The organism is Streptomyces sp. Go-475 (assembly GCF_003330845.1).
Taxonomy (GTDB): domain Bacteria; phylum Actinomycetota; class Actinomycetes; order Streptomycetales; family Streptomycetaceae; genus Streptomyces.
Genome location: NZ_CP026121.1, coordinates 6,142,692 through 6,167,168 on the forward strand (window position 1 = coordinate 6,142,692; position 24,477 = coordinate 6,167,168).

At 72.5% G+C, this 24,477-nt stretch carries 18 protein-coding genes and 1 pseudogene; 7 read left to right on the top strand and 12 right to left on the bottom strand.

Annotated elements, in window-relative coordinates; translation table 11 throughout:
• Positions 1–35: 35 nt before the first annotated feature.
• Complete coding sequence (locus C1703_RS28370) at positions 36–620, top strand: TetR/AcrR family transcriptional regulator (RefSeq protein WP_114255499.1); 585 nt, start codon at positions 36–38, stop codon at positions 618–620.
• Between the two features lie 39 nt (positions 621–659).
• The gene (locus tag C1703_RS28375; protein WP_114255500.1) at positions 660–1,238 is read left to right on the top strand and encodes a YdeI/OmpD-associated family protein; all 579 of its coding nucleotides are present in this window, start codon (positions 660–662) and stop codon (positions 1,236–1,238) included.
• A 149-nt stretch (positions 1,239–1,387) separates the two neighbouring features.
• Here C1703_RS28375 and C1703_RS28380 read toward each other — a convergent pair whose 3' ends face one another.
• A complete protein-coding gene (locus tag C1703_RS28380) occupies positions 1,388–2,173 on the bottom strand; it encodes a serine protease (protein ID WP_114255501.1) in 786 nt (261 codons plus the stop codon).
• Positions 2,174–2,309: 136 nt separating this feature from the next.
• On the bottom strand, positions 2,310–2,915 hold the full coding sequence (locus tag C1703_RS28385; RefSeq protein ID WP_114255502.1) for a YceI family protein: 606 nt from the start codon (positions 2,913–2,915) through the stop codon (positions 2,310–2,312).
• A 137-nt stretch (positions 2,916–3,052) separates the two neighbouring features.
• Between C1703_RS28385 and C1703_RS28390 the strand changes: the two genes are divergently transcribed.
• Entirely contained in the window at positions 3,053–4,354 is a 1,302-nt protein-coding gene (locus C1703_RS28390) for a glycosyltransferase (RefSeq protein WP_114257635.1), read from the top strand.
• 66 nt (positions 4,355–4,420) lie between these two features.
• Here the strand turns inward: C1703_RS28390 and C1703_RS39065 are convergent, their stop codons facing one another.
• Together C1703_RS39065 and hpnR are read right to left on the bottom strand one after the other, a co-directional pair.
• Entirely contained in the window at positions 4,421–5,833 is a 1,413-nt protein-coding gene (locus C1703_RS39065; RefSeq protein ID WP_157993172.1) for a DMT family transporter, read from the bottom strand.
• 15 nt (positions 5,834–5,848) lie between these two features.
• A complete protein-coding gene (gene hpnR, locus C1703_RS28405) occupies positions 5,849–7,348 on the bottom strand; it encodes a hopanoid C-3 methylase HpnR (RefSeq protein WP_114255505.1) in 1,500 nt (499 codons plus the stop codon).
• Positions 7,349–7,678: 330 nt separating this feature from the next.
• Here hpnR and C1703_RS28410 point away from each other — a divergent pair, with 330 nt between their 5' ends.
• From C1703_RS28410 to C1703_RS28425, 4 genes are all read left to right on the top strand, one after another.
• Positions 7,679–8,536, top strand: coding sequence for an SDR family NAD(P)-dependent oxidoreductase (locus C1703_RS28410; protein ID WP_114255506.1), 858 nt, complete (start codon positions 7,679–7,681; stop codon positions 8,534–8,536).
• A 378-nt stretch (positions 8,537–8,914) separates the two neighbouring features.
• Entirely contained in the window at positions 8,915–11,305 is a 2,391-nt protein-coding gene (locus C1703_RS28415; RefSeq protein ID WP_114257636.1) for a polysaccharide lyase 8 family protein, read from the top strand.
• A gap of 154 nt (positions 11,306–11,459) precedes the next feature.
• Complete coding sequence (locus C1703_RS28420; RefSeq protein WP_114255507.1) at positions 11,460–13,043, top strand: acyl-CoA carboxylase subunit beta; 1,584 nt, start codon at positions 11,460–11,462, stop codon at positions 13,041–13,043.
• A 35-nt stretch (positions 13,044–13,078) separates the two neighbouring features.
• Positions 13,079–13,273, top strand: coding sequence for an acyl-CoA carboxylase epsilon subunit (locus tag C1703_RS28425; RefSeq protein WP_114255508.1), 195 nt, complete (start codon positions 13,079–13,081; stop codon positions 13,271–13,273).
• Between the two features lie 152 nt (positions 13,274–13,425).
• On the opposite strand, the gene C1703_RS28430 is transcribed toward C1703_RS28425, so the two are convergent.
• The 8 genes and pseudogenes from C1703_RS28430 to C1703_RS28465 form a co-directional block, all read right to left on the bottom strand.
• Positions 13,426–14,007: an ATP/GTP-binding protein gene (locus C1703_RS28430; RefSeq protein WP_114255509.1), complete on the bottom strand. Its 582-nt coding sequence runs from the start codon at positions 14,005–14,007 to the stop codon at positions 13,426–13,428.
• On the bottom strand, positions 13,988–14,566 hold the full coding sequence (locus C1703_RS28435; protein WP_114255510.1) for a DUF742 domain-containing protein: 579 nt from the start codon (positions 14,564–14,566) through the stop codon (positions 13,988–13,990). The genes C1703_RS28430 and C1703_RS28435 overlap by 20 nt, the downstream gene beginning before the upstream one ends.
• Before the next feature lie 94 nt (positions 14,567–14,660).
• Positions 14,661–15,074 carry a roadblock/LC7 domain-containing protein gene (locus tag C1703_RS28440; RefSeq protein ID WP_004983065.1) on the bottom strand — a complete coding sequence of 138 codons (414 nt, stop codon included), beginning with the start codon at positions 15,072–15,074 and terminating at the stop codon, positions 14,661–14,663.
• Between the two features lie 10 nt (positions 15,075–15,084).
• A complete protein-coding gene (locus C1703_RS28445) occupies positions 15,085–18,375 on the bottom strand; it encodes a nitrate- and nitrite sensing domain-containing protein (RefSeq protein ID WP_198678302.1) in 3,291 nt (1,096 codons plus the stop codon).
• A gap of 378 nt (positions 18,376–18,753) precedes the next feature.
• Positions 18,754–19,329 carry an ATP/GTP-binding protein gene (locus tag C1703_RS28450; RefSeq protein ID WP_020271455.1) on the bottom strand — a complete coding sequence of 192 codons (576 nt, stop codon included), beginning with the start codon at positions 19,327–19,329 and terminating at the stop codon, positions 18,754–18,756.
• The gene (locus C1703_RS28455; protein ID WP_031121441.1) at positions 19,310–19,705 is read right to left on the bottom strand and encodes a DUF742 domain-containing protein; all 396 of its coding nucleotides are present in this window, start codon (positions 19,703–19,705) and stop codon (positions 19,310–19,312) included. The genes C1703_RS28450 and C1703_RS28455 overlap by 20 nt, the downstream gene beginning before the upstream one ends.
• A gap of 111 nt (positions 19,706–19,816) precedes the next feature.
• Entirely contained in the window at positions 19,817–20,230 is a 414-nt protein-coding gene (locus tag C1703_RS28460; protein WP_030851929.1) for a roadblock/LC7 domain-containing protein, read from the bottom strand.
• Positions 20,231–20,239: 9 nt separating this feature from the next.
• Positions 20,240–23,973: pseudogene (locus C1703_RS28465) on the bottom strand (nitrate- and nitrite sensing domain-containing protein).
• Positions 23,974–24,477 lie beyond the last annotated feature (504 nt).

The following is a 24,477-nucleotide window of genomic DNA, read 5'->3' on the forward strand; positions in this document are numbered from 1 at the left end:
CCCCGCTCACTATACAGAACGGTATAGTCGGTGTCATGGGCACCACCGCACCGCACCCCCGTCGCATCACGATGACGCCCGCCGCCCGCCGCGCCCTGGAGGCCGCCGCCCGGCTGTTCTACGAGCGCGGCATCCACGCGGTCGGGGTCGACCTCATCGCCGCCGAGGCCGGGGTGACCAAGAAGACCCTCTACGACCGGTTCGGCTCCAAGGAGCAGATCGTCGTGGAGTACCTCGCGGACCGCGACGAGCGCTGGCGGGCCTTCCTCGCCGCACGCCTCGACGCGGCGGGCCCGGACCCGCGCGAGCGCGTCCTCGCGGTGTTCGACGCCACCCGCGCCTGGGCCGAGGAGTCGAGCCCCAAGGGGTGCAGCATGGTCAACGCCCACGCGGAGATCAGCGACCCCGCCCATCCGGCCCACCCGATCATCACCGGCCAGAAGCAGTGGATGCTCGCCCTGTTCACGCGCCTCGCCGCGGACCTCGCGCCCGAGAGGGCGGACTCCCTGGCCCGGACGCTGATGCTCCTGCACGAGGGCGCCCTCGTCGCCCACGGGCTGGCCGTGTTCCCGGACGCCGCCACCCACGCCCGCGAACAGGCCCGCGCGCTGCTCCCTTAGCGGACGGCACCTGTCCTACTTCCTCCCTACGGTGGTGACATGACCGCCTCCGACGGCACGGACCCCGTCTCCTTCACCACCGCGGCAGCCCTGGACTCCTGGCTGACCGCCCACGCCGCCCGGCATGCCGGCCTCTGGGTCAAGGTCGCGAAGAAGGGCTCGGGCATTCCCTCCGTCAGCGCCGCCGACGTCAACGACGTGGCGCTGTGCCACGGGTGGATCACCGGGCAGCGCAAGGGGCTCGACGCGTCCTGGTACCTGCAGCGGATCACCCCGCGGCGGCCCGGCAGCCTCTGGTCCCTGGTCAACGTCCGGCGGGTCGGGGAACTGACCGCGGCCGGACGGATGCGGCCGGGCGGGCTCGCGGAGGTGGCGGCCGCGCGGGCGGACGGGCGCTGGGAGGCGGCGTACGCGTCCCAGAAGGAGGCCGCGGTCCCCGAGGACCTGGCGGCAGCGCTGGAGCGGAGTCCCCGGGCCGCCGCAGCCTTCGGGGCGCTCGGGCGGACGGACCGCTACCTCGTGATGCTCGGCGTGCTCCGCGCCCGGACCGCGCGCGGCCGGGCCGCTCAGGTGGCGGCGGCGGTCCGGAGGCTGGAGTCCGGACGGCCGGACCGCTGAGACGGGCGGGAGGCCGTCGCCCCGCACGGGGCGGCCCCGGCATGGGACGGCCCCGGCACGTAGCGGACCCCGCACCGAACGGCACCGGGCACGGAACGGGCCCGGCACCGAACGGCACCGGGCCCGCGGGCTGTCGGAGGGGAGGCGGGTCAGAGCGAGGACGCCGCCGAGGCGATGGCGGAGGCGAAGGTCGAGACCTCCGTGTAGACGCCGGGGGCCTCGGGCCGGGCGCAGCCCTCGCCCCAGCTGACGATGCCGACCTGGATCCAGCCGCCGGCGTTGTCCCTGCGGAACATGGGGCCGCCGGAGTCGCCCTGGCAGGTGTCGACACCGCCCGCGTCGAAGCCGGCGCAGATCTCCTCGTTCGCGACGAGGCCGCTGTACAGGCCGCCGTAGGCCTTGCAGGCGGCGTCGCTGACGAACGGCACGGTCGCCTTCAGCAGGTAGCGCTGCTGGGAGCCGCCCTCACGGTTCGCGCCCCAGCCCGCGACGGTGAAGTCACCGGTGTTGTACTGCGCGGTCGTGGCGATCTTCAGGGTCGGCAGGTTGATGGGCTGGGCGAGCTTGATCAGCGCCCAGTCCTTGCCGGTGCCGTTGTAGCCGGGGGCGCGCAGCACCTTGGTGGAGCGGACCTGGACCCGGCCGCTGGTGGACTGCAGGTCCGCGACGCCCGCGGTGGCGGTGATGCTGGTGTTGTTGCCGGAACCGCTCACGCAGTGCGCGGCCGTGAGCACGATCTGCTGGGTGTAGAGCGCGCCGCCGCAGCCCATGGAGAGCCGGACCATGAACGGGAACTCGCCCTGCGCGGCACGGGTTCCGCCGACGACGGGCGACGTGGCGGCCTGCGCGGCGGAGACGGGCTGGAGACTGGCGATCGCGAGGGCGGCGGCGCCGAGGACCGCGCATCTCTTGAGGGCCGTGAGGAGTCTCTTCAACGTGATGCCTTTCGTGGGGGGTTGACCTGGGGATGTGCAACCGAAGCATCAGATTGACGAGTCCATGACATTAGTGAAAGGTGCGATCCAGCCAGAACCGGCCCGGCGGTATGCCGCCGGGCCGGTCGAAGGGGGCTCACGCGTTCCTGATCGCCGAGATGTCGAAGTTCAGCTTGATCTTGTCGGAGACCAGGACGCCACCGGTCTCCAGCGCGGCGTTCCAGGTCAGGCCCCACTCGGAGCGCAGGATCTCCGCCTTGCCCTCGAAGCCGACGCGCTCGTTGCCGAAGGGGTCCTTCGCGGCGCCGTTGAACTCCAGGTCGATGCTGAGGGGCCGGGTCGTGCCGAGGATCGTCAGGTCGCCGGTGATGCGGTACTCGTCGCCGCCGAGGGCCTCCGCCTTCGTGGAGCGGAACGTCATGGTCGGGAACTCGTCCGCCTTGAAGAAGTCCGCGCTCTTGAGGTGTCCGTCGCGGTCGGCGTTGCCCGTCTCGATGCTGTCCATCACGACGTCGAGGGAGGCCGTGGACCGCGAGGGGTCGGTGCCGTCGAGGTGGAGCGTGCCGGTGAAGTCCTGGAAGCCGCCCTTGACGTTGGTGACCATGGCGTGCCGGGCGACGAAGCCGATCGTCGAGTGCGCGGGGTCGATCGTGTAGTCGCCCGTCAGGGCGGCGAGGTCCGGGGACACGGCGGTGCCCGTGGCGGCTGCGGTCTCGGTGTCGGTGCGGCTGAAGATGCTCATGGAGTACGCCTCCTGCGACTGATGTTGAATGTTGAACTACTCAACGCGCTCCACCGTAGACCTATTCCGTTCAAGGTTCAACATCATCGGACGGGGTGTCCTGATTGGATCCGTGGCCCGAGTGGTACCCAGTGATCATGTCCTCGGTCGCGGTCCTGGTCGAGCTGGTGCGCAGCGGCACGTCGGGCGGCCATGTGAAGTGCTGGGAGCGGTTCGCGGAGAGCGCCGCCCGCCTGCCCGGGCAGCTGCCCGACGGCTCCCGGTCCGGCCTGGACCTGACCGTCTACTTCCTCGGCGAACGCGAACGCGTCGAGGCCCTCTCCCCACGGGTACGCCTCGTCACGCTCCGCCCGCTGCTCGGCACGGCCGCGCTGATGTCGGCCGACGGCGCCGAGGACGTCACCGACCTCGCCCCGTACCACCCGCGGCTCGCGGCCCTGCTGCCGCGCCACGACGTCTGGCACCTCACGCACAGCTTCGCCTACGCCGCCACCGCCGTGCGCCTCGCCCGGCGCGCCGCCCGCGGCGGCGGGCCGGCACCCCGGCTGCTCGCCTCCGTGCACACCGACGTCCCGCTGCTCGCCTCGGTCTACGCCCGCTACCTGGCCGGCCGGTGGCTGCCCGGCGACCGCCCCGGGCCGGGCGCGTTCCTCGCCGACCGGGCCGAGACCCTGCTGCGCCGGCGGCGGGACCGGCTGCTGGACAGCTGCGAACGGGTACTGGCGCCGACCCCGGCGGGCCGGGCGGAACTCGGCCGCGTCCTCGGGCCGCACCGGGTCGCCCTGCTCCGCCGGGGCGTCGACCACGAGCGCTTCCGCCCCGACCCGGCGGCCCGGGCCCGGCTCGTCCGGGAGTACGGCGTGCCGGCCGACCGTCCGCTGGTGCTGTTCGCGGGGCGGCTGGACGCGTCCAAGGGCGTGCCGCTGTTGACCGAGAGCGTGCGACTGCTGCGGGAGCGGGGCCGGGCCGTGCACCTCGTCATGGCCGGCTCCGGCGCGGAGGCGGGGCCCGTCCGGCAGGCCCTCGGCGCCGACGTCAGCCTCCTCGGCGCCCTCCCGCAGGACCGGCTGGCGCGGGTGTACGCCGGCTGCGACGTCTTCGCGTTCCCGTCGCGCACGGAGACCTGCGGCAACGTCGTCGCCGAGGCGATGGCCAGCGGCCTCGCGGTCGTGCTGCCCGAGGGCGCGCGCACCACGGAGTGGCTCCTGGCGCCGGGCCGCGACGGCGTCGTCGTACGCCGCGACACGCCAGGGGAGTGGGCGGACGCCCTGGCCGGGCTCCTCGACCACCCGCCCCTGCTGTCGGCGGTACGCCACCGCGCGACGGCCACGGCCCGCGGCACCCATCCCACCTGGGACCGCGTCCTGACCGAGGACCTCCTCCCTCTCTGGCTCACCCGTCCGCCGTCCCGCGACCGCGCACATCCCCGAGCGGCTTGACCGCCGGCCGCGGCACCCATCCCACCTGGGACCGCGTCCTGACCGAGGACCTCCTCCCTCTCTGGCTCACCCGTCCGCCGTCCCGCGACCGCGCACATCCCCGAGCGGCTTGACCGCCGGCCCGCGGCACTCATCCCACCTGGGACCGCGTCCTGACCGAGGACCTCCTCCCTCTGGCTCACCCGTCCGCCGTCCCGCGACCGCGCGCATCCCCGAGCGGCTTGACCGCCGGCCGCGGCACTCATCCCACCTGGGACCGCGTCCTGACCGAGGACCTCCTCCTCTCTGGCTCACCCGTCCGCCGTCCCGCGACCGCGCGCATCCCCGAGCGGCTTGACCGCCGGCCGCGGCACCCATCCCACCTGGGACCGCGTCCTGACCGAGGACCTCCTCCCTCTCTGGCTCACCCGTCCGCCGTCCCGCGACCGCGCACATCCCGAGCGGCTCGACCGCCGGCCCGCGGCACCGACTCCGCCGGGTGCGGCCGGGTTTCCGCCCGCGGCGGCCGCTCCGCCAGACGTGGCTCGGTATCCGCCCGCCTCTCACCGCCCCCCCCCGCCCGCCCCCGCCCCCCCCCCCCGGCAGCCCCCCCCGCCCCCCCCCCCCCCCCCCCCCCCCCCCCCCCCGCCCCGCCGCCGCGATCACCGGTGACGAGTCCAGGCTCGCGACGCCCGCCACGACCAGCGCCAGCCCCGCCGCCGTCACCGCCGTCACCGGCCAGCCCGTGTGGATCGTCTCGCCGAAGACCGCCGTGCCCACGGTCACGGCGACCACCGGCTCCATCGCGTCCAGGACCGTCATGCTCGACGCCAGCGGTCCCTGCTGGAAGGCGCTCTGGATCAGGAGCAGGCCGCCGACGCTGGCGAGGACGAGGGCGTAGGTCTGCCAGGCGGAGAGCGCCGCGAGCAGGCCGTGGCGGAGGCGGTCCACCGTCGCCGCGAGCAGCACGGACTGCGTGCCCATGACCGCCCCGGCCGCCAGGGCCGTCGCCGAGGCCCGCCACGGTCCGGACAGCAGCCGCGCCGCCGCCAGCGCGCACACCACCAGCGCGGCGGTCGCGCCCAGCACCAACAGCCAGGAGAGCAGGTCCGCCGCGTCCGGCCGGCCCCCGTGCGGCCGGGCCGAGACCAGGGCCAGCACCAGTCCGGCCGCCACCGCCAGCGTCCCGGACCACTCCCGGGGCCCCAGCCGCATCCGGTGCAGCCGCGCCGACAGCGGCACGGCGAAGACCAACTCGGCCACGATCAGCGGCTGCACGAGACTGAGCGGTCCGTACGCCAGCGCCAGCGACTGGAAACCGTAGGCCAGCACGGCGAGCCCGATGCCGCCCAGCCACACCCGGTCCCGCACCAGCCGGGCCAGCAGCCGCGGCGACAGCGCCTCCGCGTCCGGGCGCCCGCCCGCGGCCCACTGCTGGAGCACACCGGCCACGGCGAAGCAGACACCGGCGGCGAGGGAGGCCAGGACCGCGATCGGCATGCCGGGTTCGGGCGGTCAGTCGGTGGTCCGGCGGGACGGCGCGCCCTGCGTCGCGCCCCGGGTGTGGACGTACAGCTTCCGCCGGTCGCCGACGTCGAGGTGCTGCGGCAGGGGCAACTCGTAGCGCACCGGCCTGCCGTGGTCGGCGAACTGCCGGCGCGGGTTGTAGACCTGGTTGAACTTCCACAGCATCCGCGCGAAGTTCGTCTGCCCGTGCAGCAGGTTGCGGCCGAGGGCGCGCGCCGCGCCGACGGCGGTGCGCAGCCCCAGGTGCTTGCGGTTGATGACGGCCTGGGTGCGCACCAGTTCCTCGTAGAAGCGCTCCAGGGGCAGCGTGGTGGGCACGACCGCGTGCTGGATGTCGAAGAGCCGGTAGTCGCGAGTGGTCAGGCGCCGCGACTCGGTATGCCAGATCTCCGTGCCCGGGTACGGCGTCATCACCGTGAAGTGCACGATCTCCGGCACCGCCAGCGCGAAGTCCCGTACCACCCGGAAGCGTTCCTCGTCCCAGGCCGGATCGACGATGAGGTTGATGGCGACCTTGATGCCGAGCCGGCGGGCCTTCTCCAGGGCGCGGAAGTTCTCGTCGGGGCTGACCCGCTTGCGGTACAGGTCGAGGCCCTCCGCGTCGATGGCCTCCATCCCGAGGAACATGTACTTCAGCCCCAGCCGGGCCCACCGCTCGAAGACCTCGGGGTGGCGCAGCAGCACATCGCTGCGGGTCTCCAGGTAGTAGCGCTTGCGGATGCCGCGCCGCTCCACCTCCGCGGCGATGGCGTCCCCGTGCTCGGGCCGGATGAAGGCCACGTCGTCGACGATGAAGACGTTCGGCTCCCGGATCCTCGCCAGGTCCTCGGCCGCCGCCTCGGGGGAGGCCTTGCGGTAGCTGCGGCCGTAGAACGTCCACGCCGAGCAGAACGAGCAGTCCCACGGGCAGCCGCGGGTGAACTCGATGGACGCGCACGGGTCCAGCTCGCCGATGAAGTAGCGCCGGCGGCTGCGCATCAGGTCCCGGGCGGGCAACGGCGTGTCGATGCCGTGCAGCATCAGCGGCGCCGGTCCCCGCCCGGCCGCCGTGACGATCCCGGGCACGCCTTCCACGCCCCCGTCGCGGACCGCCTCCAGCAGGGGCGCGACCGCCGGTTCGCCCTCGCCGCGCACCACCGCGTCCACCACGCCCCCGGCCTGCTCCAGCACCTCCTCGGCGACGAAGGAGACGCTGTGCCCGCCCAGGAACACGAAGCAGCCCGGCACGGCCCGCTTCACCTCCGCGGCCAGCTCGATGGCCTCCGGGATGTTGGCCAGGTAGTTCAGCGAGATGCCGAGGGCCTCCGGCCGGAAGGAGCGCACCTCTGCGCGCAGCCGGCGGTGGCTCAGCACCTGGAGGTCCACGACCCGCACCTCGTGACCGGCCTCGCGGGCGGCGCCCGCGACCCGTTCGAGCCCCAGCGGCTCCAGCCGCAGGAAGATCTCGGAGTACATCAGGGCGCTGGGGTGGACGAGCAGCACACGCATGGTCACCTCGCCACGGGGAGCCGTACCGGACACGGAAGGGTGCCTTCCACGTAACCCGAAGCGGGCGTGGCGCGTACCGCCCATACCGCCGCCTGGCGGCACCGGGCGGCCCGCAGGGGTGGTCCTGCCGGATCCGGTGCGGAACGGTCCGGCCCGCAGACCGCCCACGGCAGGGGCGCGTCGGACCGGGTGAGTCCGGTGCGCGGGACCGGCCCCAGCGCTGGCGCGGGGCACCGTGGTGGCGGTGTCCTGGAAGAGGAGGTTCCGTTTCAAGGGACCGCAGGAGACAGACGAGACCACGGCGGACGCACAGCGCAGGGAGACCGACTCGTGACACTCACCGGCTCCGGCTCGGCCCACGACCCACCGGCGGGCGCCACCCCGCGCCGCGCCACGGCCCCCGTCCCCTCCCGGGTGCGCGCGTACGGGCCGCCCCCGCGTCTGGACCGGCGCGTGGCCCTGGTCACCGGGGCCTCCTCGGGCATCGGGGCGGCCACGGCACGGCGCTTCGCCATGGACGGCTGGCAGCTGCTCCTCAGCGGACGCGACCGGCACCGCCTGGAGCAGACCGCCGCCGGCACCTCGGCCGTCGTGCTGCCCGCCGACCTCGCCGCCCCGGACGGCCCCCGCCTGCTGGCCCGGTCCGCGCTCCACACCAACGGCCGGATCGACGTCCTGGTCGCCGGGGCGGGCATCGGCTGGGCGGGCCCGTTCGCCGCCATGCCGCACACCGACATCGACCGGGTGCTGACCCTGGACCTCAACGCCACGCTCCACCTCGTGCGCGAGGTCCTGCCCGCCATGATCGCGGCCGGGCGGGGCCGCGTGGTGCTGCTCGGCTCGATCGCGGGCAGCGTGGGCGTCCGGGAGGAGGCGGTGTACTCCGCCGCCAAGGCCGGGCTCGCCGCCTTCGCCGAGGCGCTGCGCCAGGAACTGCGGGGCACGGGCGTGGGCGTGACCCTCGTCGTGCCCGGCCCCGTCGACACGGCGTTCTTCACCCGCCGCGGCAGGCCCTACGACCGCTCCCACCCCCGGCCCACCTCGCCCGGCCGTGTCGCCGGCGCGATCTGGGACGCCGTCAGCCAGGAGCGCGACGTGGTCCACGTCCCCACCTGGCTGACCCTCCCCGGCCGCATCCGCGGCCTGGCCCCAAGGCTCTACCGCCACCTCCTCGACCGCTTCGGCTGACCGGCCCACACCCCGCTGTCCCGCCCTCGCGGTCCCTGTGCCCGGGCGCTCGGCACCGCCCCGGCCCTGGTGCCGCCTGCCCGACCGCTTCGGCTGACCGGCTCACATCCCGCAGTTTTGCCCTCGCGGTCCCTCGGGCCAGGGACCGGTTCCCTGTGTCCGCCTTCCTCTGGCAGGGGGCCCGGGCCCCGTCCGGCCCTCGCTCCGCCCCGCTCCGGCCGCCCGGGTGCGCGGCATCGCCCCTGGTGCCGCCTGCCCGACCGCTTCGGCTGACCGGCCGCACAGCCAGTCGTTCCGCCGTTCTGCCGTTCCGCCGTTCCGGTCACTCCGGCCGGATCCTCCGTTCAGGTGAGCGCCTCCCCGTGGTAGGGCATGGGCATGACTCCCCAGCGTCGCGTCCCGCCCCGCCGCACCGCCCGGGCCGCCGCGCCCCGGCCCAGCCGACGCGCGCTGCTGCTGGCGGCCGCGGCCCTGGCGGCGACCGGCGGTGCCACACCCGCGGCCCGGGTCGCCGGCGCGCCCGCCGATGCCGACCCAGGCCCCGACCCCGACCCGTACCGAGCCCTCCGCCTGCGCTGGCTCGGCATCGCCCTCGGCACCGGCTACGACCCCACCGCACAGCCGTACGCCGCCCGTCTCGCCGAGACCGGCGAACTCGCCCGCGCCCTGGCCGGCACCATGGCCCCGGCGGCGAACTCCCTGTGGCCCGGGCACCCCTTCGACCCGCCGGCCGGCATCACCCGCAGCTACGGCCGCCTGTGGACCATGACCCAGGCCTACGTCCAGCAGGGCACCGGCTCGACCGCCGACCCCGGCCTCCGCACCGCCGTCCTGCGCGGCCTCGACCACCTCTCCGCCACCGTCTACCACCCCACCACCACCCGCTACGGCAACTGGTGGGAGTGGCAGATCGGCAGCCCCCGCCACCTCATGGACATCACGGCCGCCCTGTACGACGAGCTGGGCGACGCCCGGATCCAGGCCGCCTGCGCCGCCGTCGACCACTTCGTCCCCGACACGGCCCTCGGCGACTACTCCGGCACCTCCACCGGCGCCAACCGCGTCGACCTGTGCCGCTCCGTCGCCCTGCGCGGCATCCTCGGCCGCGCCCCGGCCAAGATCGCCCTCGCCCGCGACGCGCTCTCCCCGGTCCTCCCGTACGTCACCCGCGGCGACGGCCTCTACGCCGACGGCTCCTTCGTCCAGCACACCTGGGTCGCCTACTCGGGCACGTACGGCCAGGTCATGCTCGACGGCCTCGGCCGGCTGTTCACCCTGCTCGCCGGGTCCGACTGGGAGGTCACCGACCCGAACCGGCAGATCATCCTCGACAGTGTCGAACGCGCCTACGCCCCGCTCATCCACGACGGGCTGGTCATGGACAGCGTCAACGGCCGCGCCATCAGCCGCGGGTACCTCACCTCCGACGACCGCCGGATCCTGCGCGGCGACCACTTCCACGGCGGGCAGCTCATCGCCGCCATCGCCCTCCTCGCGACGGCGGCGAGCCCGGCGGAACGCGACCGCTGGCACGCCCGGATCAAGGGCTGGATCGAACGCGACACCGTGACACCGCTCCTGACGGCACCCCAGTTCGGCCTCGCCGACCTCGCCCGGCTGCACGCGATCGCCGCCGCGCCCGTCCCGGCCGCGCCCGAACCCACCGGTCACCACCTCTTCGCCGCCATGGACCGCGCCGTCCACCGCCGCCCCGGCTTCACCCTGAACATCGCCATGGCCAGCGACCGCATCGCCCACTACGAGTGCGGCAACGGCGAGAACCCGCGCGGCTGGCACACCGGCGCCGGCATGGTCAGCTGGTGGGCGGGCGGGAGCGACCAGTACACGGACTGGTTCTGGCCGACCGTCGACTGGTACCGCCTGCCCGGCACCACCGTCTCCACCCGACGGCTCGCCGACCGGGAGGGCGGCGAGTGGGGCACGGCCCGCCCGGACGCCCGCTGGGTCGGCGGCACCACCGACGGCACCTACGCGGCCCTCGGCCAGCACCTCAAGGGCCTCGGCTCCACCCTCCAGGCCCGCAAGTCCTGGTTCTGCGCCGCCGACGCGGTGATCTGCCTCGGCGCCGGGATCACCTGCTCCGACGGCGTCCCCGTCGAGACGATCGTCGACAACCGCAACCTCGGCGAGAACGGCGCCCAGCGCTTCGTCCGGGGCCCGGACTGGGCCCACCTGGAGGACCACGGCGGCTGGGTCCTCCTCGACGGCACCCCGAAGGCCCTGCGCGAGGACCGCACCGGCGCCTGGTCCGACATCAACACCGGCGGCACACCGGAGCGCCGCACCCGCCGCTGGCAGACCCTCTGGATCGACCACGGCACGGACCCGGTGGACGCCACCTACGCCTACGTCCTGATGCCCGGCGCGTCCGCCCGCGAGGTCGCGCGCCGCGCCGCCGACCGCCGCTGGCTGTCGGTCCTCGCCAACGACGCCTCCCGCCAGGCGGTCGCCGTGCCCTCCCTCGGCCTCACGGCCGCGAACTTCTGGCAGCCCGGCACGGCGGGCCCCTTCACCGCCTCCGCCGGCGCGAGCCTGCTGGCCGTCCGCCGGGGCCGTACCGCTACCCTCTGCGTGAGCGAGCCGCCCCGCACGGGCGAACCGCTGGAGATCACCTGGGACCGCCCGGTCCGCCGGGTCGTCCGCGCGGACGAGACGGTGGAGGTGCTCGCGACCGGCCGCCGACTGCGCCTGCGCGTCACCCCCGGGAAGGCCTGCGCCACCCACCGATGTCACGTGACGCTCGGCTGAGGCCCTTGTCCGACCCCTACAAGCCGGACGCCCCCTGAACAGTCGAAAAGGCTGAACCCCGCCATGGTTCTGTTCAGGGGTACCAGGAAAACACGCCGGAGACTGTGAGGAGTCGACGGCCCGGAATCCTCGGTCGGCTTCGTAAGGTCGCTACATGACCGTTTTGGATGAGGCGCCGGGTGAGCCGACCGACGCGCGTGGACGCGTGGCCGAACTGCACGAGATCCGCGCGCAGGCGGTGGCCGGACCGAGCGAGAAGGCGACCCAGGCGCAGCACGCCAAGGGCAAGCTGACCGCGCGGGAACGCATCGAGCTGCTCCTCGACCCCGGTTCCTTCCGCGAGGTCGAGCAGCTGCGCCGGCACCGGGCCACGGGCTTCGGCCTGGAGACCAAGAAGCCGTACACCGACGGTGTGATCACCGGCTGGGGCACGGTGGAGGGCCGGACGGTCTTCGTCTACGCCCATGACTTCCGCATCTTCGGCGGCGCGCTGGGCGAGGCCCACGCCACGAAGATCCACAAGATCATGGACATGGCCATCGCGGCCGGTGCCCCGCTGGTCTCCCTCAACGACGGCGCCGGCGCCCGCATCCAGGAAGGCGTCTCGGCCCTCGCCGGCTACGGCGGCATCTTCCAGCGCAACACCAAGGCCTCCGGCGTCATCCCGCAGATCTCGGTGATGCTCGGCCCGTGCGCGGGCGGCGCGGCCTACAGCCCGGCCCTGACGGACTTCGTGTTCATGGTCCGCGAGACCTCGCAGATGTTCATCACCGGCCCGGACGTCGTCAAGGCGGTCACCGGCGAGGAGATCACGCAGAACGGCCTCGGCGGCGCGGACGTCCACGCCGAGACGAGCGGCGTCTGCCACTTCGCCTACGACGACGAGGAGACCTGCATCGCGGAGGTCCGCTACCTCCTGTCGCTGCTGCCGCAGAACAACCGCGAGAACCCGCCCCGCGCCGAGGCCTCCGACCCGGTCGACCGCCGCTCGGACGTCCTGCTGGACCTGGTACCGGCGGACGGCAACCGGCCCTACGACATGACCAAGGTCATCGAGGAGATCGTCGACGACGGCGACTACCTCGAGGTCCACGAGCGCTGGGCCCGCAACATCATCTGCGCGCTGGGCCGGATGGACGGCCAGGTCGTCGGCATCATCGCCAACCAGCCCCAGGTGCTGGCGGGCGTCCTGGACATCGAGGCCTCCGAGAAGGCGGCCCGCTTCGTCCAGATGTGCGACGCCTTCAACATTCCGATCATCACCCTTCTGGACGTCCCCGGGTTCCTCCCGGGCGTCGACCAGGAGCACGGTGGCATCATCCGCCACGGCGCGAAGCTCCTCTACGCCTACTGCAACGCGACCGTGCCGAGGATCTCGCTGATCCTGCGCAAGGCCTACGGAGGTGCGTACATCGTCATGGACAGCCAGTCCATCGGTGCGGACCTCACCTACGCCTGGCCGACGAACGAGATCGCCGTCATGGGCGCCGAGGGCGCGGCCAACGTCATCTTCCGCCGCCAGATCGCCGAGGCCGAGGACCCCGAGGCGATGCGGCAGAAGATGGTCAAGGAGTACAAGTCCGAGCTGATGCACCCTTACTACGCGGCGGAGCGCGGCCTGGTCGACGACGTCATCGACCCCGCAGAGACCCGCGAGGTGCTGATCAAGTCCCTGGCGATGCTGCAGACCAAGCACGCCGACCTGCCTTCCCGCAAGCACGGCAACCCTCCGCAGTAACCCGGCGGACATCTCTCTCACGGAGACTGACACCCATGGACATTCCTGATATCCGCGTCGAGAAGGGCCACGCCGAGCCCGAGGAAGTCGCCGCCCTCACGGCGATCCTCCTGGCCCGCGCCGCCGCCCGCCCCACGGACCCGGCCCCGGCCCACCGCGGCCGCGTGAAGGCCGGCTGGCGCCGCCTGGAACGCGAACCGGGCTTCCGCGCCCCGCACAGCTGGCGCTGACCCCGGATCAAGGCAGAAGGCCCCTCCAGGAGGGGCCTTCTGCTTTTGGAGGCGCGGGGAACTGCGCGACGAGCCACACACGACCCGCACCCGGCATACGACAGCCCCCGGCAGCCCAGAGGCCGCCAGGGGCTGTCACCACAGTGAGAGAGCTACCGCAGCCGCGCCATCAGCGCATGCTCGACCAGCGTGATCAGCGTCGACTTCGCGTCCGCGCGATGGCGGGCGTCCGTCGTGATGATCGGGGTGTCGGGACCGATCTGCAGCGCCTCGCGCACCTCGTCGGGCGTGTAGGGCTGCTGCCCGTCGAAGCCGTTGAGGGCGATGACGAACGGCAGGCCGCTGTTCTCGAAGTAGTCGACGGCGGGGAAGCAGTCGGCGAGCCTCCTCGTGTCGACGAGGACCACGGCACCGATGGCGCCGCGCACCAGGTCGTCCCACATGAACCAGAACCGGTCCTGACCCGGCGTACCGAACAGGTACAGGATCAGGTCCTGGTCCAGGGTGATACGGCCGAAGTCCATGGCCACCGTGGTGGTGGTCTTGTCGCCGGTGTGGGTGAGGTCGTCGATCCCCGCCGAAGCGGACGTCATGACGGCCTCTGTGCGCAGCGGATTGATCTCCGAGACGGCGCCGACGAACGTGGTCTTGCCCACGCCGAAGCCGCCAGCCACCACGATCTTCGCGGACGTGGTGGAGCGGGAAGGCCCTCCGCTAGAGCTTGCGAAGTCCACTGAGCACCCTTTCGAGCAGTGTCACGTCTGGCTGGCCGCCGGCGTTCTCGTCGCCGCCGGGCTGATGGATGGCGACCAGTCCCGCCTCCGCCAAGTCGGCGACGAGGATCCTGGCCACGCCGAGAGGGATCGTGAGGAGCGCCGAGATCTCGGCGACCGACTTGATTTCCCGGCAGAGGTTGCAGATCCGCTGATGCTCGGGCAACTGGCCCTGCATCTGGTGCGGCTGCGCAGTGGTGTGCACCAGCGCCTCGATGGCGAGCTGGTAGCGCGGGCGGGTCCGGCCGCCGGTCATGGCGTACGGACGCACCAACGGGTTGTTCGACGCCCCGGCGGGCGCCGGCTCGGGGGTGCGGCGCTGCGGCTGCACGGGCTGGATGCGCGGGGCCGACGGCTGGTCGTACGGCGACGGGCCGGGGCCCTGTGGCGCGTACGGCTGCCGGTGGCTGGGTGCGGAGGGGAAGTTGTAACGGTTCGGGTTCTGACCACCGTCGCCCTGACCCTGGGCAGGGCCGTACGACCAGTTGCCCGAAGACGAACCGCCTGGGGGTGTTGCCACTTTCTCCTCCTCCGACTGTGCCTGGCACCCATCGCTGTGGAGCCGCGTCCCGAAACCTTACGGCCACGGGACGCCAAAACGCACCGTCCGTCTGTTAGTTGAGCAGGCTCCCCTGGAGCTCCGCACGAAGGTCCGGGGTCAGGACCGTACCGGCTCGGTCCACCAGCAGCGCCATCTCGTACCCGATGAGGCCGATGTCCGCCTCCGGATGTGCGAGAACCGCGAGAGACGAGCCGTCGGAGATGGACATGATGAAGAGGAATCCCCGCTCCATCTCCACAACCGTCTGGTTCACGCTGCCACCCTCGAAGATCCGGGAGGCGCCTGCCGTCAGAGACGTCAGACCGGAGGCGACGGCCGCGAGCTGGTCGGCGCGGTCGCGGGGGAAGCCTTCGGACATCGCCAGAAGGAGTCCGTCGGCGGAGACCACCACCGTGTGGGACACCCCCGGGGTGTTGTCCACGAAGTTGGTGATCAACCAGTTCAGGTTCTGTGCCGCCTGGCTCATCGGGCTCACACTAACGCTCCTGGTTGTAGGTGCTGTCAGGACCGAAGCCCTGGCCGTTCGTTTCACTGCCTGCGCTGCGTCCGCGTTGGACACCCCGGCGCAGGTTGCTCAGCCTGCCCCGGACGTCCTCCGGGGCACGGGAGACCTGTGGGCCTCCCTGGGGAGTGCTCTCGGCGGAACCCTCGATCAGGTTGGCCTTGGGTACCCGCCTCGGCAGGCCGGAGGAGGTGACCCCGCCCGCCTTCGGCTTCCGGAGCTGCGAGGCCTGCTGCCACCGCTCGTCGTTCGCCGAACGCCAGTCGCTGTCGCCGTTGCTCTCCGGGGTGGAGGCCGCAGGCTCCTGGCTCGCGTGCCGGGCGCCGCCCGCACCGTTCGCACCGCTCGCGGCGGACCCGCGGCGGGGAAGCCCGGCGTCGGTCAGCGAGGGTGCGGCGGAGTGGGCCGGTCCCGGACGGTCGAAGCCTACGCGGTCCTGCTCACCCGCGTCAGCGGCCTGCGCAGATTCCGTTTCCTGGGCCTGAGAAGGGTACTGGTTCGGGTAGCCGTTCTGGTAACCGTCCTGCTGCGGCCAGTCATCCTGGTAGCGCCGCTGCTCGAAGGCGGGGAAGCTGTCGGGCACGCCCGCACCCGGCGCCGCGGGCTCCTCCTGCGCCGGCTCCGCATAGGAGGGCTCCGGGTAGCCGCCGTTCGGCGAGAAGGTGTCGTTCTGCGGCAGGCCGCCGTTCGGCGCGTAGTACTGCTCCTCGTACGACTGCCGCTGCTGCTCCTCGTACGCCGTCTGCCGCTGCTCCTCGTACGGCGCCTGACGGTCGTACGCGGAGGGCTGCTGCTCGGGGTAGCCGGTCTGGCCGGTGTCGTAGGCCTGGCCGGCGTCGTAGCCGTGCTGCGCGTTGTACTCGTCCTGGTACGCGGGCGCCTCGGCCTGTTCCTGGGCGTTCTGCCCGGGCAGGGCGGGCTGCTGGTGCGACTGGGCCTCCAGGGCCGCCCGGCGCTCCTCGCGCATCAGGGAGCGGCCGACGGGGTCCAGCTCGCGTATGTCGTCGGGGACGTCGGAGTAGCGGCTGTCGTCGAAGCCGAGCTCCGCGGCCGTGCGCATGGGCTGCTGGTTGAAGTTCTCGCCGCCGAAGTTCTGCTCCGGGATGATCTGCGAGACGGTGAACTCGTCGCGGTCCACGTGCTGCTCGCCGCCACCGCCGTGGGTGATCGCGTCGGGCAGCATGACCAGCGAGGTGGTGCCGGCCTGCTCGCCCGAGGGGCGCAGCTGGACGCGGATGCCGTGCCGGTCGGACAGCCGGCCGACCACGAACAGGCCCATGCGCTGGGAGATCGCGGCGTCCACGGTCGGCGGGTTGGCCAGCTTGTGGTTGATGTCCGCGAAGTCCTCGGCGGTCAGGCCGATGCCCTTGTCGTGGATCTCGATCATCACGCGGCCGTCGGGGAGACGGGTCGCGGTGACGCGGACCTTGGTCTGCGGGGAGGAGAACGTCGTGGCGTTCTCCAGCAGCTCGGCGAGCAGGTGCACGAGGTCGGTCACGGCCCGGCCGTGGATCTCGGCCTCCGGGACGCCCGACAGCTCGATGCGCTCGTACTGCTCCACCTCGGAGGAGGCGGCGCGCAGCACGTCGACCAGCGGCACCGGCTGGTCCCAGCGGCGGCCGGGCTCCTCGCCGGCGAGGACGAGGAGGTTCTCGCCGTTGCGGCGCATACGGGTCGCGAGGTGGTCCAGCTTGAAGAGGTTCTCCAGCTGGTCCGGGTCGGCCTCGTTGTTCTCCAGGTCGGTGATGAGGGTCAGCTGGCCCTCGATCAGGGACTGGTTGCGGCGCGAGAGGTTGGTGAAGATCGCGTTGATGTTGCCCCGCAGCAGGGCCTGCTCGGCGGCGAGCCGGACGGCCTCGCGGTGGACCTGGTCGAAGGCGCGGGCGACCTCGCCGATCTCGTCGGTGGTGGTGATCGGGATGGCCTGGACGCGGGTGTCGACGCGGCCGGGGTCGGTGCGCGACAGCTGGTCGACCAGCATCGGCAGGCGCTGCTCGGCGATGCCGAAGGCGGCGTTGCGCAGCTGGCGCATCGAGCGGCTCATCTGGCGGGCGACCGCACCGGCCAGGATGAAGGCGAGGAGCAGGGCGACGACGACGGCGGCACCGGTGATGTAGGCGTCGCGCTGGGCGTCGTCGGCGATGGAGGAGGCCTCGCTCACCGCCTTGTCCGCCATGTCCGCCTCGATCTTCTCGTAGGCGTTGAACTTGAGGGTGTTGACCGTCCACCAGTTCTCGGCGGTGATGCCCCGCTCGGCGAGGGCGGCGCGGGCGCTCGGGTCCGTGCTCTGCAGCGTCGCGAGGGCGGAGACCATCGTCTCCGGCTTGGAGGGCGGCGGCACGTAGTCCGGGTTCTTGGCCTTGGCCTCCCGGGCCAGCGCGGCGCCGTCGGTCTTCAGCTTCGCCTCGGCCGCCTTGAGCTTGGCCGCGTCCTCCTCGGTACCGCCGCCGATGTACTCCTCGACGGCGATGCGCTCGAGGTAGGCGTACGAGGACAGGGCGATGCGCTGGCTGGCCAGGTTGCCGTCGTCCGGGCCCGGCTTGATCAGGATGTGCATGCCGATGGAGCGCTGCAGCGACAGGGCCGCCTTGGTGAGCTCGATGGCGTACACGGTCCGGCCGTAGCTGGTGATGTTGCCGGTGCCGAGGCCGAGCTCGTTGGCGAACTCGGTCAGCGGGTGGGCCACCTCGACGTAGCCCTCTTCGGTCTGGACGCCCTTGAGCTTGGAGGTGTACGCGACCTGACGCAGGGTGGCCAGCTTCGGCTCCGCCTCGCGGAACAGCTTCAGCCGGCGCTCCAGGCCGGGCTTGGCCGGCATGTTCTGGGCGGCGGCGTCGAAGGCGTCGGCGGCCTCGTCGGTGGCCTTGCGGACCTGGGCGACGGTCGCCTTGTCCTGGGCGGTCTGGGCGCTGCCCTTCAGCAGGGGTGCGGCGGAGGTGTCGCGCTCGTTGTAGAGGGCGTTGGCGTAGAGCAGGGAGGCGCGGACCAGGCGGGCGGTGTTCTCCGCGTCCTCGGCCTCCTGCCAGGTGTCGATCGAGCTCTTGACCTGGAAGCCGCCCATGACGAGGCCGACCAGCACGGGTATGAGCAGGATCGCGTTGAGCCTGGTCGCCACGCGCCAGTTGCGCGGGGAGAGACGGCCACCGCTCTGAGCGGGTGCGGCCGTCGGCTCCGAACCGGGCACGGGGGCGGGCGCCGCTGTGCGCGGCGGCGGGGTGAAGTTGCCCCGGGCCGACGGCTCGGGACTGTTCTTGCTTCGCCTCACTCGACCAACAACCTCTCGGCGGTCGGCACCAACGTTGTGCCGCAGTGTCTCAGAGCCCAACCACGTCCTCGATGGACGAGTACGTCATTGACTATTGGGCAGTTCAGGCATTCCAGCACGACGACCTGCGCTCTTCCAAACAGTCGAGGGCAGGGATACGGGAGGGTGTAAGCCCCAGATAAAACGGTCATAAAGAGCGAGCCCCGCCAAAAGGCGGGGCGATTGTGCGCGCAGCGAGACCGGATGTGCGCGACGCGTGGCCGTACCACCCGATTCCTCTGCCGAAACGTTATGAACACCTCGGCCGACCGTGTCAAAGGACACAGCCGGCTCCGGAGCATCTACGACAACTGCCGTATGGCGCTTCTGAATTGGGTGCTACCTCAACCGTGCCATCAAAGCGTGCTCGACCAGCGTGATCAGGGCACTCTTCGCATCGGCCCGATGCCGGGCGTCCGTCGTGATGATCGGGGTGTCGGGACCGATCTGCAGCGCCTCGCGCACCTCGTCGGGCGTGTAGGGCTGCTGCCCGTCGAAGCCGTTGAGGGCGATGACGAACGGCAGGCCGCTGTTCTCGAAGTAGTCGACGGCCGGGAAGCAGTCGGCCAGACGGCGGGTGTCCACCAGGACCACGGCACCGATGGCGCCGCGCACCAGGTCGTCCCACATGAACCAGAACCGGTCCTGACCCGGCGTACCGAACAGGTACAGGATCAGGTCCTGGTCCAGGGTGATACGGCCGAAGTCCATGGCCACCGTGGTGGTGGTCTTGTCCCCGGTGTGCGTCAGGTCGTCGATGCCCGCGCTCGCCGAGGTCATCACGGCCTCGGTCCGCAGCGGGTTGATCTCCGAGACGGCGCCGACGAACGTGGTCTTGCCCACGCCGAAGCCGCCCGCCACCACGATCTTCGCGGAGGTGGTGGAACGACCCGCGTCAGAGCTTGCGAAGTCCACTGAGCACCCTTTCGAGCAGTGTCACGTCCGGCGCGCCGGTGGCCTCGTCGCCGCCCGGCTGGTGGATCGCGACGAGACCGGCCTCGGCGAGGTCCGCGACCAGGATCCGGGCCACGCCGAGCGGCATGTTGAGCAGCGCCGAGACCTCGGCCACCGACTTCACCTCACGGCACAGGTGGCAGATGCGCTGGTGCTCCGGGAGCAGTCCCATGAGCGCCGCCGGGTCGGCGGTCGTACTGATCAGTGCCTCGATGGCCAGCTGGTAGCGCGGCCGGGTCCGGCCGCCGGTCATGGCATACGGCCGTACCAGCGGCTGGTCGCCCTCGTCCTCGTACGGCTCCGCGTACGGATCATGAGAGGCGGTGGGCGGGGTCATGAGTCCTCCGGGCGGGACAGCAAGTCGGTCAGTCGAGCCGTCTGACGAGGCCTGTGTGGGGTGTGTGGCGGCCGGACGGTGATGTGGTGAGACGGGTGGTGACGGGGCCGATCAATGGAGCAGACTGCCTTGGAGCTCAGCTCGCAGGTCGGGGGTCAGGACCGCGCCCGCGCGGTCGACCAGGAGAGCCATCTCGTAGCCGACGAGGCCGATGTCGCACTCGGGATGGGCGAGAACCGCGAGGGACGAGCCGTCCGAGACGGACATCAGGAAGAGGAATCCCCGCTCCATCTCCACGACCGTCTGCGCCACCTCACCGCCCTCGAAGATCCGGGAGGCGCCCGCCGTCAGGGACGTCAGGCCCGAGGCGACGGCCGCGAGCTGGTCCGCGCGGTCGCGCGGGAAGCCCTCCGACATCGCCAGGAGGAGACCGTCGGCGGACACGACGACGGTGTGGGACACCCCGGGGGTGTTGTCCACGAAGTTGGTGATCAACCAGTTGAGGTTCTGTGCCGCCTGGCTCATCGGACTCAACTAACGCTCCTGCTGGTGAGTGGGCCGTGGGAAGCTGCCGGTCTGGGTGGAGCCGGCCTGACGACCCTGTGCGATACCCCGACGGAGATTGGTCAGCCGGCCGCGCACGTCATCGGGGGCGCGCGAGACCTGAGGACCGCTCTGGTGCGATTGCTGCTGAGCCGTGCCCGGAACGAGGTTCGCCCGGGGCACCCGGCGAGGCAGGCCGGAGGTGGTGACACCGCCCGCGGCGGGCTGGCGGACGCGCTCGGCCTGGCGGACGAGGTCGTCGTTCGGCGAGGTACGCCAGCCTGCGGAGGCGGACCGCTGGGGACCGGTGGGTCCCTGCGGCTGTTGCGGGGCCGGAGCCGAGCCGTTGCTCTGCGGCTGCTGCTGCTCCTGCTGGCCGTGGAACCAGTTGGTCTCGAGCGTGTCGTACAGCGGCGTACGACCGTCGCCCGGGCCGGACGCCGGCGGCAGGGCCTCGGGCTCCTGCCGGGCGGGCCGGGCCTGCGGGGCGGGCGGGCGCGGGGCGCCGAAGTCGGACCCGCCCCGGGGACCGCCCGTCTGCGGCCGCTCGAACCGGCCCGTGCCCGCCGGGTCGGCCGGCGTGGCCGGACCGGGCAGGGTGGGCCGGCCGGAGCCGTTGTCCTGGCGCGGCGGGGCGTAGCCGGTGGAGTTGCCGTCCTGGCGGGGCGCCGGGTACTGGCCCGTGGAGCCGTTGTCGTAGGACTGCGGGCTCTGCGGTGCCGGGTACTGGCCGGTCGTGGGCGAGGTGTCGCGGCGGCCGTTCGGGGCGCCGAAGACGTCCGGGCGGACGAACGAGCCCTGCTGGCCGTTCGCGCCGGGGTCGGCGAACGGGTCCGACTGCTGCGGGCCGCCGAAGTCCTCACCCGGCACGGCCGGGATCTCCGCCGTCGAGCCGGGGCCCTGGCGGTCGTCGATCCGCGGCATGGCCGACGTACGGGAGACGTCCGGCTCCTCATGCCCGCGCGGGGTGTCCAGCGAGGCACGCGGCACCGGCGGCTGGGCGTTCTCGTCGCTCCAGCTCGGCACGCGCGGCTGCGGGTCGCCACCGGGCAGCTCGGCGCGCGGGCCACCGCGCGGCGGCAACTGCGGCCGACGGCCCTGGCCCTGCTCGGCGTTGCCGCCCTGCTGCCGGCCCCGGCCGCCGCCGAAGGCGTCCTGGCCCTGCGGCCCGTTGGTGCCCGCGGCCTGAAGACCCTGCGGCGCACCCGGCGCCTGCCCGAACCCGGCGCCGGCCGGGGCGGGCCGGCCCTGCGCGGGGCCGCCCTGTTCGAAGGGGGAGTTGCCGGGGCCCTGGGGTCCGCGCGCTCCGCCCGGGGCTCCCGGACGGCCACCGTCCCCGTCGCGGCCGGGCAGCGCGGCGCGCGGGCCCTGGCCCTGGCCGAGCCGGCCACCGCCGGACGCACCGCCGCCGAAGGCACCGCCACCGGACGGACCGGCCCCGAGGGCACCGCCGCCCTGGCGGCACCGGCGGCCCGCCGGGCCGCGGCCGCACCCGCGGCGGCCTGCGCGGCGGCCGGACCGCCACCGCCGACCGGCGGCTGGCCGCCCTGCTTGGGCTGGGGCTTCTTGCCGCCCTGGGCGACGTCGACGGGCAGCATGACCAGCGCGGTCGTACCACCGGAGTCGGACGGGCGGAGCTGGATGCGGATGCCGTGGCGCTGCGAGAGGCGGCCGACCACGAACAGGCCCATGCGGCGGGAGACGGAGACGTCCACCGTCGGGGGAGAGGCGAGCCGCTCGTTGATCGCCGCGAGGTCCTCGGGGGAGAGGCCGATGCCGGTGTCGTGGATCTCGATCAGCACCCGGCCGTCGGGCAGGGCGTGACCGGTGACCTTGACCTTGGTCTGCGGCGAGGAGAACGAGGTCGCGTTCTCCAGCAGCTCGGCGAGCAGGTGCACGAGGTCGTTGACCACGCGGCCGGCGACCTCGGTCGTCGGCACCGAGGCGAGCTCGATGCGCTCGTACTGCTCCACCTCGGAGGCGGCGGCGCGGAGCACGTCGACCAGCGGGACCGGGCGGGTCCAGCGCCGGCCGGGCTCCTCACCGGCGAGGACGAGGAGGTTTTCACCGTTACGGCGCATACGCGTCGCGAGGTGGTCGAGCTTGAACAGCGAGGACAGCTGGTCCGGGTCGGCCTCGCGGGACTCCAGTTCGGAGATGAGCGACAGCTGACGCTGGATGAGGCCCTGGGAGCGGCGCGAGAGGTTGGTGAACATCGCGTTGACGTTGCCCCGCAGCAGGGCCTGCTCGGCGGCGAGGCGGACCGCCTCGCGGTGCACGTCGTCGAAGGCCGCGGCCACCCGGCCGATCTCGTCCCGGGAGTGCACACCGACCGACTCCACGGACGTGTCGACGTCCTGCGGGTCGGACTCGGACAGCTGCTTGACCAGCTCGGGCAGCCGGTCGGAGGCGACCTTGGTCGCGGTCTCCTCCAGCCGGCGCAGCGAGCGGATCATGGAGCGGGCCACGACGAAGGCGCCGACCAGCGACACACCGAGCACGAGCAGGATCAGCGCACCGGAGATGATCGCGTCGCGCTCGGTGGCGCTGCGCAGCTCGCGGGCCTTCTGTTCCATCTGCTCGAGCAGGGTGTGCTCGATGTTCTTCATCTGCTGGATCTTGGTGGAGCTGTCGTCCAGCCAGTCGCGGTAGGACCGCTTGTCCTGCTGGGCGAGACCGCTCGCGGAGACCAGGGCGCGGCCCGCGTAGGTGTCGGTCGCCTTGATCGTGGAGTTGCCGCCGTCCTCGATCGGCTTCAGCAGCTCGGCGGCGGCGTCCTCGCCGTAGATGCTCTTGAAGCTGCGGATCTCGGACTTCTGGCTCTCCAGGGCCGACTGGGCGTAGAGCCGGTCGTTCGGGGAGAGCTTGCCGGTCGTGGTGTTGCTCGCGGGCAGCGCCGCGGCGAGGGCCGCGCGCTGGATCGACGAGTACTCCTTGGCGGAGGAGAACGCGGCCAGCGCACGCGTGCGCTGGATCATGTCCGGGTTGCTGGTCGCCTCGGCCATGTCCTGGGAGAGGTCGATCAGGCTCTCGATCAGACGGTGGTACGCCTCGATCGTCTGCGTGGAGTTGCCCTCGGAGGCGTAGGCGCCCTTGCGGATCTGCTCCAGGTCGCCCAGCTCACCGGCGATCTGGATGAGGTACTCGCGGACGCCCCTGAGGTTGCCGTCCTTGCTGGCAGTGTCGATCTCCTCGGACGCGTCGAGGAAGTTCTTGCGCGCCCGGTCGGTCTTCTCCCGAAGACCCTTGACCGTGAAGTCGGTCGCCTTGCCGCCGTGCGCGAGCGGGCCCGCCGACTGGTCGCGCTCCTCCTGGAGGGCGGCGGACAGCTCGGTGGCCTGCTTGGTCATGTCCGTCAGCAGCTTCATGTTGTCGAGCTGCTGGATGTCGTCCATGGACTGGTTGATGCGCAGCGCGCCCAGCGAGGTGGCCGCGACCACCGGGAGCGCGAGCAGCGACACCAGTCGGGTGGAGATGCGCCAGTTGCGCAGGGCTATTCGCGGCCCGGGGCCGGTCGGACCGGCCGGCGGCTTCAGGGCCGGGGCCGGGCCCGCGGGCCCGGAGGGGGCCGACGCACCGGGGCGCCCCGGGCGCTCACCGCCGTCACCGGCCGGGCCCGGGTTCTGGGCGTGCTGGGGCGAGGGGCCGCCATTCATGGGGCCAGTCCCGCCGTGCGGCTCCGGCTCCGCCGAAGCGTTGCCATCCCTCTTGAAACGTCCCTGCACTAGCGTCGCAACCTCTGGACCAGGCACCCCGTCGTCAGAACGGCGGAGCACGGTGTCGGCGTTCTGGGGACGCCCTGAGTACGCCCCCGTGGTGGTCGTTGGGTGACCGGCGCTGGCTCCCCCTTCTCGCCGCCACTCGGCGCGTCTGTGCGCCCCCTGTGCGCCGGCTCGATCCTGCGGCGGTCCGTGAGATTCCAGCACAGCACAGGATCTCCAACAAGGCCCGTAGGCCAGGCCGTGACATAGGTGACACCGCGTGAGTGGGGAATCACCGGACGTAGAAGGTGGGTTCGCCCATTTCGGACGTATGCCCGCGAGTCGTCGAGCTGTGACGGGTGTCCCAGTCGCCATGATCAGGAGCGGAATGATGGCTTCAGTGGGCCAATGTCCGTTTCGTTGGGGCTACTCGCGAGTCCGGATTGACCGATTCGACCCCTGATCCGTGACAAAACTCACATGCTGATCATGGACCCTCGCCGACTGCGCCGGGAATCCCGTGTTTAG